Source organism: Clostridium nigeriense, assembly GCF_900086595.1.
In the GTDB taxonomy this organism is placed as follows: Bacteria; Bacillota; Clostridia; order Clostridiales; family Clostridiaceae; genus Clostridium; species Clostridium nigeriense.
The window spans coordinates 1816775-1832942 of the sequence record NZ_LT575472.1 but is presented as its reverse complement, the minus strand read 5'-3'; the positions used below and the strand labels follow the sequence as shown (position 1 = coordinate 1832942).

Below are 16168 nucleotides of genomic sequence, written 5' to 3'. Positions count from 1 at the left end.
CTAAATAAATGGATTATAGAATCTTCCATTGTTAGCTTTAGCTGCTATAATAGCTAAAACTAATAACAAAACAGAAATTCCGATAGTTATATAGTCTCCTTTTTTAAACTCTCTTGCATTATACCAAGTACGTTTTTTATTCTTACCGAATGCTCTTAGTTCCATAGCTGAACTTATAGTTTCTATTCTTTCTAAACTTGAAAATATTAATGGCATTAATATTGAAGCTGAATTCTTAATTCTTTTTGTTAACTTTTCTTTTTTAGACATATCTATTCCTCTAGCTTGTTGTGAAAAAGATATCTCTTGATAATCTCTTTGAACATCTGGAATATACCTTAAGGCTATAGAAACAGAGTAAGCTATTTTATAATTAACTCCTATTTTATTTAATGAAGCTGCAAATTCGCTTGGATTAGTTGCAACCATAAATAATAATGCCATTGGTATAATTGAAAAGTATTTTATTGTTATATTAAATTGATAAAATAATTGTTCTAAAGTAACCGTATAAGGTCCAGCAATTTTAAACAGCTCAGTTTTGCTACCGTAAATTTGAACACCTTCATATGGTGAAAAAATAAAAATTGCCACATTATTCAATAGTAAAAATATTAGTATAAAATAAAGTACAAAGGATATTTGTTTAAATTCTACTTTTGATATTTTAAAAACAACTATGCTTAAAAGAAGCATGAAAATAAGTAATCTTGTATCATAGGTAATCATAGATGCTACTGCCCATATTATGAAAGCAATTAACTTTGCTGCCCCTGTTAACTTATGAATAGGGGAATCTATATTTGAATACTCTAACATTTTACTCATCTGCTCTAATCCTCCTGTCATAGTCTATAAACTTTTTCACAAAGCTTCTTGGATTTTCTAGCTCAGACTTTATTGCCAAATCATATAAAGATGTCTCTTTTAAATTAGCTTCTATGATAACATTTTTATCTGTTATTACATTTGCAGCAATATCATCGCATAATTTTAACCCATTTGAAAATACTATAGCTCTATTTGTATACTCTAGCATTAAGTGCATATCATGGGTTATCATAATAATTGTAACACCTTTTCTATTTAATTCTTTCAAAAATTCCATTATTTCAGTATAATGCTTGAAATCTTGTCCTGCTGTCGGTTCATCTAAAATGATTATTTCAGGATTTAATATAAGAATCGATGCTATTGTTACACGCTTCTTTTGTCCAAAACTAAGAGCTGAAATTGGCCAATTACGAAATTCATATAATCCACAAATCTTTAAAGTTTCGAATACTCTTTCTTTAATTTCTGATTCTTTTACTCCTCTCACTCTAAGGCCTAGTGCTACTTCATCAAATATCATAGTTTTAGATATCATTTGATTTGGATTTTGCATTACCATACCAATTTTATCTGCACGCTCTTTAATAGTATCATTAATTAAGTTTCTTCCATTAAATAATATTTCTCCTTCATTAGGCTTATAGAAACCACAAATAAGCTTTGATATTGTAGACTTTCCTGCTCCATTTTTACCAACTATACTAACCATTTCACCTTTTTTTACATTAAAAGAAATTCCTTTTAATGTGTCCCTATTTTTGTCATATCCAAACTTAACATTTTTCAATTCTAATATGGTTTCATTATCAGTATCCTTGCATTCCTCAACAGTCTCATTATACCAATTTTTTAGTTTATCCTTACATTTATCTAAATTTAATTTATTTATATTTTGCGGATTAATATCTGAAGTAACCTCACATCCAGCATATCTTAAAGCTGTTATATAAAGCGGCTCGCGAATTCCTATTTCAGGTAATATATTAGTGCTTAATAATTCTTTTGGCGTCATATCTGCAATTATTTCACCATTATTTACAACTATTATTCTATCTACATCACAGTGTAGTACATCTTCCAATCTATGCTCTATAATAACTATAGTTTTATTTGTTTCCTTTTTAATCTTATCAATTAATTCAATTGCATTCTTACCCGTAGCCGGATCTAAATTTGCAAGTGGCTCATCAAATAAAAGTATATCTACCTCTCCAACCATAACCCCTGCTAATGTTACACGTTGCTTTTGCCCCCCTGATAAACTGTGAGGCGCTACATCTAAATGATTATCTATATCAACAATTTCAGAAACTATCTTAACTTTTTCTTTCATTTCATCTTGTGACACACATTCATTTTCTAATTTAAAAGCAATATCTTCAGCTACAGTTAATCCAATAAATTGACTATCTGGATCCTGAAGTACAGTTCCAACTGAATTTGACAGTTCAAAAATACTCATTTCCTTAGTTTCTTTACCATTTATTTTTAAACTTCCTGAAATACTTCCTTTATAAGAAAATGGAATTAATCCATTTATACAATTTGAAATTGTACTTTTCCCCGATCCTGATGGACCAACAATAAGAACTTTTTCACCTTCATATATAGTTAAATTTATATTATTTAATGTTGGCTTTGCTTGAGCTCTGTATTGGAAGGTAAAGTTATTGAACTCAATTACAGGTTTTTTCATAGCAAATCTCCCTTTACACAAAAATATAATGTTAAAAACTTTGTCTCCGATTTAAAATATTACTACATTTTTTGTAATATGTATATAAAAAAGTATTAAAATATCATATCTAGGTTCCGTCGCAATCTCCAAGGCACCTTGCTATGATATTTTAATACCTCAAAAGTGAAGGATAAAAATTATAAAAAGTTATGTACAGTTTAATCTTTTTATAATTTCCCCAAAGAATAAAAATACTAGAAACCCACAGCCTCCAGTATTTTATTTATATACTATTCTCTATCTAAGCTTCCTTTTTTAACCCTAGTTTTTGCATAAGTATAAACTAAAATAGTTCCTAATACTCCAACTGTAATTGAATTAGAAATTGCAGCTACTATTCCTTGTAAATAAACTTTATTAGCTGGCTCTGCATAGATAAATACATCTAATGTAGGTGCAATTAATAACCATGCAATCATATTGGCAATTACTTGATAAGCATTGAATAAAATAATTTCTTTTATTTCAAACTCTCCTTCATTAACCTTTAGCTTTTTCCATGATAATCCTAAAATAAGACCTACAACAGCTGAAGCTATAACCCAACTAAACCAAGGTGAACCGTAAAAGACCAAATCCTTTAAAGCATGTCCTATAAACCCTATAGACAATCCTGCTATTGGTCCATATAAAACTGCCATTAAGGCTAAAAATGCATAACTTGTTTCTATATTAGTATTTGGTATCCCTGTTGGAATTGAACCAAAACGACCTAATATCATAAATACAGCTGCACCTATTCCTATTGCAACTATTGTTTTAATAGATAAATTTTTTTCCATTATATTTCCTCCATATAAATGATAATTTTATTACATTACTATTATAATTTATTTTTACTCATATACAAGCCTTGGTGCTTTTCTAATTGATATTATCCAATTAGTACCTGTTTGTATATTATAAGCTCTCGAGAATGAAGCTTAATTAATAGCAACAGCTAAGTTATCTAAAGAATTAACATAAACCAACGTTTCTCCTACATAAACATCTACAAAAGATTTTGCATAAACCATTATATTTCTATAAGTTTCTTTTGGCCAATAAACTGTGTTTTGTATCAACCTATAAGATGCCTCCATATATTATATACATTATTAAAGGGCCTGTTTAAACAGTCCCTTAATTACAGGTTTTCACAATTTTTAATTAAATATATTCATTAATATTTTTGTATTTCTAACTCAGAAATAATAGGATAATGATCAGATGGGTATCTACCATCTTTATTATAGTATATAATTTCACTATTTTTAACATTAAATTCTTCTGTAACAAAAATATAATCTATATGAAGTCCCTTTTTTCTTCCTTTAAATTTACTTAATGTGGATAAAGAATAAATCTCCTTTTTAGTATCTTGTACAGCTATGAATTTCTTGCTAATATATTTGCCTTCCGATAAATTTCTAATAGCTTTGCTATTAGGACTAGCATTAAAATCCCCCATTAATATGGCTGGATAATCATCTTTTTTATGTTGATTTTCTATATATTCACCTATTTTTTTTAGTCCATATTCTCTAGCTTTAGGCAATAAAAAATCTAAATGTGTATTATAAACTCTAATTATATTACCATCTTCTAACTCAATTAAAGCAGTAGTACATATTCTTGGAAAAACAGAATACCAAACAGAACTACCTGTTTTTTGAGGATTTTTAGATAACCAAAATGTATTGTACTCTATTATTCTATGTCTGTTAGAAACTAAAATATCATTTCTCTCTATAAAATATTTGCTACTCCGTGGCATTCCTACAAAATTATAATTAGATATTTCCGAGGTAAGGTCATTAAACATTTTATTGTTTAATTCCTGAACTCCAATTATATCAAAATCATTATTTTTTATTAGTTCATAAACTATTTCTTTTCTTTTATCCCATCTATTATTAATATCTAAAGGAAAGTCTGTTCTTAAATTAAAAGTCATTACTTTCATGTCAATACCTCGTTATTTAGAGTTATTTAGCTGGATTAAAAATTCTTTCTTTAATATTAATTTTATCAAAAGCATATACAGCTAATAAGAATATTATACCACTTACTATTGGTTGTATAACCTCTAAATATAAAGTTGCAAGAGGAGCAATAAAGTTTCCGGACACAACAGCACCTGCTAAATAGTAACCAAAACAGCCCACAAAGCCAGCTAAAACCAATGCTAAAACATTTCTTTTACAAAGTAATTTATCTGATTTAGACGTAAAAAATAATACCATAATTGGTTTTATAACTATAGTTGGTATTACCCATACCATTCCACCAGTTAAGGCATCTGCAAGACCTGCTCCTACTCCTGCTGCAAGCATCGCATATGGTGTAGGTAAAAGTATGGCACCTAAATATATAAATGTATCCCCTAAATGAATATATCCTCCATTAAATCCTGTTGGTATTCTAGGTATAAAGGCAATTGTTGTACATATTATTGCTGCAAAAAGCGCTGCTAATACAATGTTCTTAGTCTTATTATTTGTGTTCATTAATTAAAATCAACTCCTTTAAAAATAACTCAAACATAATTCCCTCTTTTGTATCCGTATTAAATTTGGAAGTAAATTCTATGGTTTTATAAATAAATTTAGTTGCATTTTCTACACAATACTTTAAATCATGGCCGTTTAAAAGTAATCCTATAACTATTGAAGTAAATATATCCCCTGTTCCACTATAAGATTTATGATTAAAATTACTTTCTACTTTAAAAAACTTATTTTCTATTTTGTCATAAGCAAAATTAACTATTTTATTTTCTCTTATAATCCCCGTTATTATTACCTTTTTAGGCCCTATAGCTGATATCTTTTTTGCTATATCAAGTATATTTTCATCATTTGAATTATATTTATCATATTGTTCATTAATTAAGATGCATGCTTCTGTTAAATTCGGTGTAACTATATCAGCAATTGAGACTAGATTTTTCATTTTATCGCACATTTCTTTTGTAAAAGTGCTATAAACAACTCCATTATCACCCATAACAGGATCAACTACTATTAAAGAGTCACCTCTTTCATTAATAAAATTTGAAACTATATCTATTTGTTTTTCAGACCCCAAAAAACCACTATAAATACAATCAAAGTCTATATTTAAGTTGTCCCATGATTTCTTATAATTTATCATTTCATCAGTAATATCTAAAAAAGTAAACTTATCGAATCCTGTATGACAGGATAATACTGCTGTTGGAAACGGACAACACTGAACCCCTAAAGCAGATAAAACTGGTATTGCTGCAGTTAAAGAACATCTTCCAACTCCTGATAAATCATTAATTGTTGCTACCTTCTTGATCTTATTCATAAGTACACCTACTTCTAAAATTTATTCATTCCTTAATAATAATCCAAGAATTTCATTTTGTCTATTGTATCGGTACAATCCTTCAATTGCTTAATTAAGTATTTATAATTAAAGTGTTAACTAATAAAAGCACTTTCAAAAACAAAAAGGTAGATATACGTAACTTTATTATTCCTGTACTTTAATTTTAGGAATAATTATCTTACATATATCTACTTACATACTTAATTTTTCATTTATTAATTGTCTATAGTAAACTTAAAGCTCCATAGCTAAACTTAACACCTTATTACTTCTATTAATAAAATTATCCATTTCCTCTGGACTTAATTCTTTATTAGAAAGTAATGCTATATCTACTATATAATTACACATCAATTCAACTTTTTCTTTGTTTTCATCTAATTTTATTTGTGTTAATTTTCGTATTATAGGATTATTATTATTAACTATTAAAGTTTTTTCCTCGTTAAACATGTTCGGAATATCCATTCCTCCAAACATTTTACTCATTTCAGCCATTCTTCTAGACTGTTCAGAAACTAATATCATCGCTGGAGTATCAGAATTTCTAAGACTTTCAACTTTTACTTCCTTTATACCATTAGAAGATATTTCTTTAAATAAATCTTTTATTTTATTATTTATATCTTCTAACTCTTCACTATCATTATTTTTTAATGTATCTGAAATATCTGAATCGATTCTTGCAAAGGTTACTCCTGTTTCTTTAGACTCTAAAAAGCTTATAAAATGATTATCTAAAGAACAATCTAATACTAAAGCATCTAAATTAGCTTCCTTAAACATCTTAATGTATTGTGATTGCTGTTTTTCATCTGTTACATAGAAAACCTTATTTTCATGCTTTTCTTTATTTTCTTCAAGATATTCTTTTAAAGTTATATATTCTCCATTTAATCTTCTAAAAATTATTATATCTTTAATTTTTTCATAGAAGCCTTCATCTCTTAAACATCCATACTTAATAAATATTTGTATATCTTTCCAGAAGTTATTAAAGTTTTCTCTTTCATTTTTATAAAGATTAACTAATTTATCTGCTACCTTTTTAACTATATGCTTAGAAATTTTTAGTACATCTCTATCCTTTTGAAGGAAGCTTCTAGAAACATTTAGTGGTAAATCAGGACAATCTATTGTTCCCTTTAATAATAAAAGGAATTCAGGTATAACTTCCTTAATATTATCAGCAACAAACACTTGATTATTATAAAGCTTTACTTGACCTTCTGTTGCTTCTAATTCATGCTTTAATTTAGGAAAATATAATATTCCTTTCAAATTAAAAGGATAATCAACGTTCAAATGTATCCAAAATAAAGGATCATTAAAATCTAAGAACACCTTTTTATAAAAATCCTTATATTCTTCGTCAGTGCAGTCCTTTGGAGACTTCATCCATAATGGAGTTGTATCATTTAAAGGCTTTTTATCCTCACCTTTTTCTTCTTTACATTCATCTTCTAAATATATCTCTGTAGGTAAGAAAGAACAGTATTTTTGAATAACTTCTCTAACTTTATATTCATCTAAAAACTCTTTACTATCTTCATCAATGAATAAGGTTATAATGGTGCCTCTTTCATTTTTATTTGATGGAGATATTTCATATTCTGTTCCTCCATCACAAGTCCAAGTTACAGCCTCAGATCCTTCTATATAAGATAATGTATCTATTTGAACTCTTTTAGCAACCATAAAAGCTGAATAAAAACCAAGTCCAAAATGTCCAATTATATCCTTATCTTCCCCGATTTTCTCCTTATATTTGCTTATAAAATCTTCAGCTCCAGAAAAAGCAACTTGATTAATATATTTTTTTACTTCTTCTTCAGTCATACCAATTCCGTTATCAGTAAATTTTAAAGTTCCATTTTCTTTATTAACGGAAACAACAACCTTATAATTTTCATTTTCTTCTATCTTAGCTTCACCTAAGCTTTGTAATCTTTTTAATTTACTTATTGCATCACAACCATTACTAATAAGCTCTCTTATAAAAATATCTTTGTCTGAATAAAGCCATTTTTTAATAATTGGAAAAATATTTTCAGTATGAATTGAAATATTTCCTTTATTTTTCTCCATAAATAATCCCTCCTCTTACATCAAATCATTTTAGATAATCTACTAGATTATGTCAATATTTACTAAAGATCAATTTTAATCATTTTAGTTTTTTTATACAATTTAAATTGATAAATTTTCATTTTTCAAATTAAATCTTTAATTATCAACTACCTTAATCTTATTATTATTTATACCAATTACACTCAAGCCATTATTAATATACTCATTAATTATTTTAATAATTTCACAAGTTATTTTTTCTCCTGGACAAACTATTGGAATACCTGGGGGATATGGAACTATAAAGTCTTTTGAAATTTTATTTATAGCTTCATTTAAGTTTATCTCCCTATCCTTTAGATTAAATATTTCATATGGCTCTAAAATTTTTTCAGGATACGAATTAATAAATTCCATTGTACTTTCATTATTTTTTAATGTATTTAAATTAAGTTCCTTTATAGCTAAATATATTTTTTCAAAATCCTCTATAGTATTTGACGGAGATAAAATTAAAACTACACCTTTACTAAAACTCATTTCTGATTGAATGTTTTTTTCTCTTAAATAATCTAAAAGCTTATGCCCACTAAAACCATCCTTAACTATCATTAAATATCTACTTTTATCAATTGTATAACCACTTTTAACTTCTTTTTCACTTACTATATAAACTTTATTTAATGAGTTTATTTTTTCTGTATAATTTTCAGCTACTTCAATTAAGTTTTTATAATCTTCTCTTGCATAATTATCTAAATAATATCTAGCATAATCTAAAGATGCCATAATTAAATATGATGGTGAAGTTGTCATAAATGCTCTTAAGTAAAATTCAACATTATCACAATTGTTATTTACTAATAAAAAAGCTCCTTGAGTAAGACTTGGCAGTGTTTTATGGGCACTAACTACTACATAATCTCCTAGCTTAGCCATGGATTTAGGTAATCTTTCATTAAATCCAAAATGAGCTCCATGAGCACTATCAATAATAACTTTTAAGCCTATATCCTTTAACTTCTTTATTACATCTTCTATATCACTAGAAATTCCAAAGTAATTTGGTGAAGTTAATATTATTCCCTTTGGATTATTAGCCTTATTTAAAGCCCTAAGTATTTCTTCTTCTCTTGGAGGTAAAAATATTCCGAGATTTTCATCTATTACAGTATCAATATAAACTACTTTTAATTTTCTTAATATAAGTCCATTATAAATTGATTTATGACAATTTCTTTCAACTAATACTTCATCACCTTCATTAAAAGCTGAAAATATAGCAGCTAGATTACCCCCTGAGCTACCATTAACTAAAAAATAAGCTTTTTTAACTTTATATGTTTTAGCTAAAAGCTCCTGGGCTTCCCTTATTATTCCTTCTGGATTATGGAGATTATCTAAAGGGTCTACTTCTGTTATATCTAAATCTCCTAAACTATCTTTAAAAACTTCTCCTAATTTATCTTTTAAAAAAGCCTTACCACTTTTATTTCCAGGCATTGATAAAATTAAATTTTCTTCATTCTTATATCTTAATAATCCCTCTAACAATGGCGCCTTATTCATCATTTCTCCTCTTTAATTTATTATTATTTCTATAGATTTATTACTTAATACTTTTTTAGCAGAATTTAAAATATCTTCACTTGTTATCTCTTCAAGATTATCTAATTCTTCATCATAAATTTTATAATTACCAAACATAGTACTATATGTAGATAACTCCTTTGCAAGGATTATATTTTGTTCTTCTCTAAATAGTCTTTTTAATTTTATACTCTTAATATAGCTATTTTTTTCTTCATTTTTTATAATAACTTTATTATCTAAAACTTTATTTATAGCTTCATCAATTAAATTTAACGCCTTATCTAATTTGTCTTTTGATGTACTGAAGTTTATCTTATAGAGTTTTATATACGTTTCATAGGCTATCTTAGTTAATACATCATAAACAAGACCATTTTTTGTTCTTAAAACATCAAATAAAACAGAATTTACTCCCTCACCAAAATATTCATTGAAAATTTTAAAAGCCTTCATCTCATTAAAATTTAATGTATCTATTGGAAATATAATTTCTACTTTACATCCATTAGTACCTTTTTTAATATTCCTATAAACTCCAAAATTATCCTTATCATAAATTATATCTTTTTGATATGAAGTATTACTTCTTTCCCAAGCTTCAAAATATTTTTCAACTACATTTTTTATTAATTCAAAATCTAATGAAGATACTACAGCTATTGATAGGTTTTGTGGAATATAATTTTCATTATAAAAAGCTTTTATATCATTTAAAGTTATTTTTTCTAAATCATCAAATCTTCCTATTATGGGATACTTTATTCTTCTCTTCTCAAAACTATTTAAAAATAATTTATCTTCACAGAACTGTTCTAGCTCCTCATCCCACTCTCTTAACTCTTCTTTTATTACATCCATTTCTTCTTTAAATCCCTCTTCTTCAAAAATAGGATTTATAATTATATCAGAAAATATTTCTATGGCTTTTTCAAAATCTTCTCCAAGCATTGTTCCGTAATAAATTACATAAGGATAATTAGTCATAGCATTTTGAAAACCAAATATACTACTTAATTCTTTATTTATTTCATTTTCACTTCTTTTCTTTGTTCCTTTATAAACCATATGCTCTGTAGCATGAGCTAGCCCCATAAGATTTTTTTCTTTGCACGCACCTGCATCAACAGAAATTGAAATTGACGTAAGCTTAGACATTGTTTTTCTATAAATTAACTTTGTTCCATTATTTAACAATACTTCCATTGCTACCTCCATATATTTTATAATCCTATTTTAATATTTTTATTATAAAATGTAAAAATAAAAAAAGAGATAAACATTATATTCCTTGCTCCGTCGCATACGCTCAAAGTCAACCTCATACAATGTTTATCTCTTTGCAAACTGAAGGAAGGAAATTATAAAAGAGCTGCCATTAAGACAGCTCAGCTTTATTCTGCTTTTAAAGCAATAGCACATTCAATTCTTTTCTTTTGCATCTTGCAGCCTATTTCATACGGAATTTTCATATCTCCATTGAAACTGAAATTATTTGCTTGGCAACCTCCACTACAATAGAATCTTGCCCAACACTCTCTACATTTTGGCTTATTATATATATGAGCTTTTTTGAACTTCTTTCCAAGTTCTGAATTATATGTATCATCATATATAGTTCCAAGCTTAAATTCTTCTTTTCCTACAAATTGATGACAAGGATATACTTCTCCTTGAGGTGTTATTGCAACATATTCAAATCCTGCACCACAACCTGAAATTCTCTTATATACACATGGTCCACCATTTAAATCTACATTAAAGTGATAGAAGTTATATTCACCCTTCTTTTCTCTCTTTCTTCTTGCCATATCTTCATATAGCTTATCGTAGTTTTCCATTATCTTTGGTAAATCTTCTTCTCTTAAAGCAAGAGGATGTCCATCTTCAAGTACAACTGGTTCAATAGATACTTCATCAAAGCCTTCATTTACCATAGCCATTACATCTTCAAAGAAATCAGTATTTGCTCTAGTAAATGTACCTCTTACATAATAGGTTTTACCAGGAGTTCTCTTTTCAATCATCTTTTTTATGTTAGGTAGTATATCATCATAAGAGCCTGTTCCATTAACTTTAATTCTTACATTATCATTAACAGATTTTCTTCCATCTAATGAAAGAATAATATTTCCTAACTCCTTGTCCATAAAATCCATCATATCATCATTTAAAAGAGTGGCATTAGTTGTCATAGTAAATCTAATATTTTTGTTCCACTTCTTTTCATTTTCTCTAGCATACTGTACTATTTCCTTAACAGTATCCATTATCATTGTTGGCTCACCACCAAACAAATCTATTTCAATATTTCTTCTTGGACCACTTCTTTTCACAACATAATCAATTGCCTTTTTAGCAGTTTCTATAGACATAACACCTTTATGCCCATTATATTCACCCTCATCTGCAAAACAATATTTACATCTTAAATTACATCCATGGATTATATTTAAACAAACTGCTTTAATATAATCCCTATCATCCATTGACCCATGGGCTATATCTTCATATTTATCTTCAGAATATAGCATACCATCTTTTATAAGTTCTAATATTTCATCATAAGCTTCTATAATATTATCTTTATCATATTTATTTGATAAAAGTTTAATTGTTTCTTCTTTATCCTTCATTCCATCATCATGTACTAAATCATATACAAGCTCGTCTACTATATGAACAGCTCCTGTATTTACATCTAATACAAAATAATTTTCACCTTGTTTAAATTTGTGTATTAAAGACATCTTAATCCCTCCAAAAGCTATTTAACTAAAAAGTAAGCAGCAACCTATTGTTGCCGCTTTCTTTTTAATTAGTTTTCACACTCTAAGTTTGCAACTGTACATGAAGTTTTGCAAGCTGATTGACATGAGTTAGCACATTCTTTACAACCTGGTTTTACTAAGCTGTTTTTGATGTTAGTCTTATTGATTGTCTTGATATGTTTCATGATTATACTCCCCCATTCTTTCAAAATCCCCCACGATTATATCATAAAAATTTTAGTTATAAAAGATTAAATTTATAAATTTGGTTAATTTCTAATTATGTAACCATTATATGGTATCCTTACTCCAACCCCTGTTACATCATAATTATATTCTGTATTTTCTAAAGGACTTCTTCCTTCCACAAAATTTATTCCTATTCTATATAATGCCCTTACAGTTGCTTCACTATCTTGAATTACTGTTCCTGTTAATTCTCCCTTATTAATTAATTGCTTTGCTTCTTCTAACCCATCTACCCCAACTATTGGAATATATTTCTCGCTGTTCCCTATATTATATCCATATTTTTGTAACGCTTTTAAAGCTCCTATGGCCATAGAATCGTTGTTTGAAATTATAAGTTCTATGTCCTCTCCATATTCACTAAATAATTTTTGTATTTTTTCTTCTGCACATTCTCTTTCCCAATTACAGTGTTCTTCTGCAATTAAATTAGTGTTTATGCCATTATTATTTAAAGTTCTTATTACACATTCAGATCTTAGTTGTGCTTCTATGTTATTTACTTCTCCAGACAATAAAATTATATCTAATATTTTATTATCATTTTTATCTTTTATATCATTTTTTCTTAATTCTCTTAATATTATTTCTCCCTGAATATTTCCTGATTCACAAGCTTCTGTCCCTAAATAAATGGACTTTTTATAAGATTCTATCCAATTTAAAGAACTAGGCTCTCTATTAAAAAATATCACCGGTATGTCTTTTTCTTTTATTTTTTCTATTACTTCCTTAGATTTAGTAACATCAACCAAATTTAATAATATTACATCGACATTATCACTTAAAAGTTTTTCTATCTGAGAATTTTGTAATTCTTGGTTGTTATTAGCATCATAAATTGTTATTTCTATTATGCCTTTATTTTTACTTTCTATTTTTAATAATTCATTTTTTATAAGTTTTATATAATCATCTTTTTCTTTATATAGTAATACCCCAAATTTTATAGGGTAACTATTAGAAATAGCTTTTGGTGAACTACCAGATAAAATGCTAAACATTAAAAATATCAATATTAAAAAACTTATTTTCTTCATAATCTACTCCATTTATTATTATTTTTAAATATAGTATTTATTTATATTCTTTCTAAATATTTTATATTTATGTTATCTATTTACTTTTACAAATATTTAATCAGTAATTTTATCATTTAATGTTATATATTACATAAATATTTTTTCTGTTTTTCTATTGAAAAAAAATTCATTTTTGTTATTATATATTTAGACTTAAGTAGCTTCCAAGTGGAGTGAAACTGTCTTTTACAGAAGTATCTGGGGAGTGATTTGGGCAAATCACTCTTTTTTATTTAAAAAAAATAAAGGCAACTATATTTAAGTCACCTTTATTTGTTAAAAATATATATTTTTAGGTGGATTCACCCTTATATATTCTTCTATCTCTAAATAGTATTCTCCATCAAAGGATATTTTCCCCAAAACTTTTAACCATTCTCCTTCTTTAAATTTATCCTTAGAAAAAGTTTTTATCCCTATCATATATGAATCGGCAGCACAACAATTCATCTCTTCTCTTCCTAAAATAAACTTTTCCTCTTCATATTTATATACATGTCCAGTAAAAACTACATATCTCCCTAAATATTCAGCTCCCTTACTATTTAAATCTTCAAATATATAGTGATTCTCATGACTTATTTCAATAGCATTTTTGGCTAAAATGTTATTAAAACTTATTAATTCTTCTCTATCATCATAGCTATTATTTCTTATTAACAATAATACTCCAACAATTAAAGTAAAAATAATAGGGAGAAACTTCATTGAAGTGTCTTTCCTCGAATTAAAGCTTATCACTTTCATTGATTGCACTATAATAAAAATCGGCAATATAACTAAGGCTATATATAAATTTTTAGTTGTTTTTACACTTAGATAATTATAAATATCTCCTGAAATCATTAAATAACTTATATAAACAGTTATAAGAATTAATATTAATAACCAAATAAATTCATCTACATTAAATTTTTTCATAATCCTCCATAAGTAAAAGCTGTTAATAACAGCAGGTTAATATTTAATAATAAAGGTTAAAGCAGTTGAAAAAGCTAGTACAACTACTACAATTAAAAAAATCAGCTTGTATGCAAATGATTTTTTGAAATATGATGATATTATAATTGCATTTTTCAAATCTAACATTGGTCCAAGTATTAAAAAAGCTGATATTGCTGGAACTCCAAAATAACTTAAAAATCCTTTAGCTATGAAAGCATCTGCCTCTGAACATAGAGACAATAAAAAGGCTAGGGACATCATCATAAAAATTGGTAGTAATGTTCCCTTTGTATAATTAATTAAATATTCCTCTTTTAAAATAATAATAAATATACTAGATAAGAAAGATCCAAATATATAGTATCTCAGTATGTTAAAAAATTCCTTACTAGAATGTTCTAAGCATAGTCTTAACTTTGATTTATTATAAAAATAATCTACTACCTCACAACCGCAATCACATATATTTTCATATTGGCTCTTTATCTTAACTACTTCTTCTTTTTTATTAGTTAAAATTTCTATTAGAAATCCTATTATTATTGCAGATATAATTCCACCTAAAACTCTAATGAGAACTATCTTAGTATCATTAAAGGCATAGAAAGTAGATACTATAACTATAGGATTCACTATTGGTACTGAAAGCATAAATACTATGGCTACAGCAATAGGTACCCCTTTTTTTATTAGACTTCTTGCAATAGGAACTATAGCACATTCACAAATAGGGATAAAAATGCCTAGAATAGCTGCAATAATAATTGATATAAATCTACTCCTTGGTAATATCTTTTTTACTCTTTCTTCTGAAATATACATTTGAATAATTGAAGATATTATTGCTCCAATTAATATAAAAGGTAGTGCTTCCAATACCATACTGATAAAAATATTAGCCCATTTTATCATATAACCTTTTTTCTCCTCTCCTATTAAATAAAGCATTAATCCCTTTTAAGAATTCCCATTCTTTAAAATATTTTGAGGATTTCAAATCAAAGCTTAATTTGTTTATTGAGCTTGATAATATTATAGGTGCAGTATTATTAATTTCTTCTACTTCTTTTATTAATTCTATTTGCTTTTTTTTATCTAATAAATCTATATTATTTAATACTATTAATTTACTAGATTGTATAAAGGGAACTATTATTTCACCCATATTTCTTAAATATATCATTAAACTGTTACTATTTCCTATATAATAATTCCCATAGAAATTATATTTATTTTTTACATGTTTATCTTTAAAAATCTCTCCAATTAAACTTAATTTTTCTGTTCCATTATACTCAACAATAACCTTATAGTATTTCTTTTTACTAATTTTATTAATTAAAATTTCTTTTAGACCCTCAGTCTTTTCTAACCAGATTACTTCTATATTTTTTCTCTTACTTTGAATCTCTGTAATTCCTTTTTCTAAAAGTACAATTAATATATCTCTATTTGCACAAACCTCAGTATCCAAATAGGAATTTATAAAGGATGTTTTTCCTGAACCTAAAAAGCCACTTACTATTTCAACCCTAGTCTTCATTTTATCC

The 16168-nt window shown here is 26.8% G+C and carries 16 protein-coding genes; all 16 read right to left on the bottom strand.

The window, feature by feature from the left end:
• The 16 genes from BN6774_RS08705 to BN6774_RS08640 all read right to left on the bottom strand — a co-directional run bounded on the left by BN6774_RS08705 (window position 1) and on the right by BN6774_RS08640 (window position 16161).
• Window positions 1–828, bottom strand: coding sequence for an energy-coupling factor transporter transmembrane component T family protein (locus tag BN6774_RS08705; RefSeq protein ID WP_066892692.1), 828 nt, complete (start codon window positions 826–828; stop codon window positions 1–3).
• Entirely contained in the window at window positions 821–2530 is a 1710-nt protein-coding gene (locus BN6774_RS08700) for an ABC transporter ATP-binding protein (RefSeq protein ID WP_066892690.1), read from the bottom strand. Before BN6774_RS08700 ends, BN6774_RS08705 begins: the two co-directional genes overlap by 8 nt.
• A 272-nt stretch (window positions 2531–2802) precedes the next feature.
• On the bottom strand, window positions 2803–3354 hold the full coding sequence (locus BN6774_RS08695; RefSeq protein WP_066892688.1) for an ECF-type riboflavin transporter substrate-binding protein: 552 nt from the start codon (window positions 3352–3354) through the stop codon (window positions 2803–2805).
• 141 nt (window positions 3355–3495) lie between these two features.
• The gene (locus BN6774_RS19040; protein WP_307986767.1) at window positions 3496–3636 is read right to left on the bottom strand and encodes an SAM hydroxide adenosyltransferase; all 141 of its coding nucleotides are present in this window, start codon (window positions 3634–3636) and stop codon (window positions 3496–3498) included.
• A 98-nt stretch (window positions 3637–3734) separates the two neighbouring features.
• Entirely contained in the window at window positions 3735–4517 is a 783-nt protein-coding gene (locus BN6774_RS08690) for an endonuclease/exonuclease/phosphatase family protein (protein ID WP_066892684.1), read from the bottom strand.
• Between the two features lie 22 nt (window positions 4518–4539).
• Window positions 4540–5061, bottom strand: a complete 522-nt coding sequence (locus BN6774_RS08685; protein WP_066892682.1) for a TIGR04002 family protein — start codon at window positions 5059–5061, stop codon at window positions 4540–4542.
• A complete protein-coding gene (locus BN6774_RS08680; RefSeq protein ID WP_066892680.1) occupies window positions 5048–5887 on the bottom strand; it encodes a pyridoxamine kinase in 840 nt (279 codons plus the stop codon). The genes BN6774_RS08685 and BN6774_RS08680 overlap by 14 nt, the downstream gene beginning before the upstream one ends.
• Window positions 5888–6145: 258 nt before the next feature.
• Window positions 6146–7999, bottom strand: coding sequence for a molecular chaperone HtpG (gene htpG, locus BN6774_RS08675; RefSeq protein ID WP_066892678.1), 1854 nt, complete (start codon window positions 7997–7999; stop codon window positions 6146–6148).
• A 138-nt stretch (window positions 8000–8137) separates the two neighbouring features.
• Window positions 8138–9553, bottom strand: a complete 1416-nt coding sequence (locus BN6774_RS08670) for an aminotransferase class I/II-fold pyridoxal phosphate-dependent enzyme (protein WP_066892676.1) — start codon at window positions 9551–9553, stop codon at window positions 8138–8140.
• Between the two features lie 9 nt (window positions 9554–9562).
• Window positions 9563–10777 (bottom strand): M16 family metallopeptidase, encoded by a 1215-nt coding sequence (locus BN6774_RS08665; RefSeq protein WP_066892674.1) that lies wholly within the window; start codon window positions 10775–10777, stop codon window positions 9563–9565.
• 188 nt (window positions 10778–10965) lie between these two features.
• The gene (scfB, locus tag BN6774_RS08660) at window positions 10966–12321 is read right to left on the bottom strand and encodes a thioether cross-link-forming SCIFF peptide maturase (RefSeq protein WP_066892673.1); all 1356 of its coding nucleotides are present in this window, start codon (window positions 12319–12321) and stop codon (window positions 10966–10968) included.
• A 68-nt stretch (window positions 12322–12389) separates the two neighbouring features.
• Window positions 12390–12527, bottom strand: a complete 138-nt coding sequence (gene scfA / locus BN6774_RS18145; protein ID WP_016208429.1) for a six-cysteine ranthipeptide SCIFF — start codon at window positions 12525–12527, stop codon at window positions 12390–12392.
• An 84-nt stretch (window positions 12528–12611) separates the two neighbouring features.
• Window positions 12612–13631 carry a galactose ABC transporter substrate-binding protein gene (locus tag BN6774_RS08655; RefSeq protein ID WP_066892670.1) on the bottom strand — a complete coding sequence of 340 codons (1020 nt, stop codon included), beginning with the start codon at window positions 13629–13631 and terminating at the stop codon, window positions 12612–12614.
• Between the two features lie 318 nt (window positions 13632–13949).
• On the bottom strand, window positions 13950–14594 hold the full coding sequence (locus BN6774_RS08650; RefSeq protein ID WP_066892668.1) for a TIGR03943 family putative permease subunit: 645 nt from the start codon (window positions 14592–14594) through the stop codon (window positions 13950–13952).
• 36 nt (window positions 14595–14630) lie between these two features.
• Window positions 14631–15530, bottom strand: coding sequence for a permease (locus tag BN6774_RS08645; RefSeq protein WP_066892665.1), 900 nt, complete (start codon window positions 15528–15530; stop codon window positions 14631–14633).
• Window positions 15514–16161: a GTP-binding protein gene (locus BN6774_RS08640; RefSeq protein ID WP_066892662.1), complete on the bottom strand. Its 648-nt coding sequence runs from the start codon at window positions 16159–16161 to the stop codon at window positions 15514–15516. Before BN6774_RS08640 ends, BN6774_RS08645 begins: the two co-directional genes overlap by 17 nt.
• Window positions 16162–16168: the final 7 nt, after the last annotated feature.

Excerpts from the sequence above, each read along its gene's own strand:
- BN6774_RS08705 (WP_066892692.1), bottom strand. The coding sequence starts at position 828 with ATGAGTAAAATGTTAGAGTATTCAAATATAGATTCCCCTATTCATAAG.
- BN6774_RS08700 (WP_066892690.1), bottom strand. The coding sequence starts at position 2,530 with ATGAAAAAACCTGTAATTGAGTTCAATAACTTTACCTTCCAATACAGA.
- BN6774_RS08695 (WP_066892688.1), bottom strand. The coding sequence starts at position 3,354 with ATGGAAAAAAATTTATCTATTAAAACAATAGTTGCAATAGGAATAGGT.
- BN6774_RS08690 (WP_066892684.1), bottom strand. The coding sequence starts at position 4,517 with ATGAAAGTAATGACTTTTAATTTAAGAACAGACTTTCCTTTAGATATT.
- BN6774_RS08685 (WP_066892682.1), bottom strand. The coding sequence starts at position 5,061 with ATGAACACAAATAATAAGACTAAGAACATTGTATTAGCAGCGCTTTTT.
- BN6774_RS08680 (WP_066892680.1), bottom strand. The coding sequence starts at position 5,887 with ATGAATAAGATCAAGAAGGTAGCAACAATTAATGATTTATCAGGAGTT.
- htpG (WP_066892678.1), bottom strand. The coding sequence starts at position 7,999 with ATGGAGAAAAATAAAGGAAATATTTCAATTCATACTGAAAATATTTTT.
- BN6774_RS08670 (WP_066892676.1), bottom strand. The coding sequence starts at position 9,553 with ATGATGAATAAGGCGCCATTGTTAGAGGGATTATTAAGATATAAGAAT.
- BN6774_RS08665 (WP_066892674.1), bottom strand. The coding sequence starts at position 10,777 with ATGGAAGTATTGTTAAATAATGGAACAAAGTTAATTTATAGAAAAACA.
- scfB (WP_066892673.1), bottom strand. The coding sequence starts at position 12,321 with ATGTCTTTAATACACAAATTTAAACAAGGTGAAAATTATTTTGTATTA.
- scfA (WP_016208429.1), bottom strand. The coding sequence starts at position 12,527 with ATGAAACATATCAAGACAATCAATAAGACTAACATCAAAAACAGCTTA.
- BN6774_RS08655 (WP_066892670.1), bottom strand. The coding sequence starts at position 13,631 with ATGAAGAAAATAAGTTTTTTAATATTGATATTTTTAATGTTTAGCATT.
- BN6774_RS08650 (WP_066892668.1), bottom strand. The coding sequence starts at position 14,594 with ATGAAAAAATTTAATGTAGATGAATTTATTTGGTTATTAATATTAATT.
- BN6774_RS08645 (WP_066892665.1), bottom strand. The coding sequence starts at position 15,530 with ATGATAAAATGGGCTAATATTTTTATCAGTATGGTATTGGAAGCACTA.
- BN6774_RS08640 (WP_066892662.1), bottom strand. The coding sequence starts at position 16,161 with ATGAAGACTAGGGTTGAAATAGTAAGTGGCTTTTTAGGTTCAGGAAAA.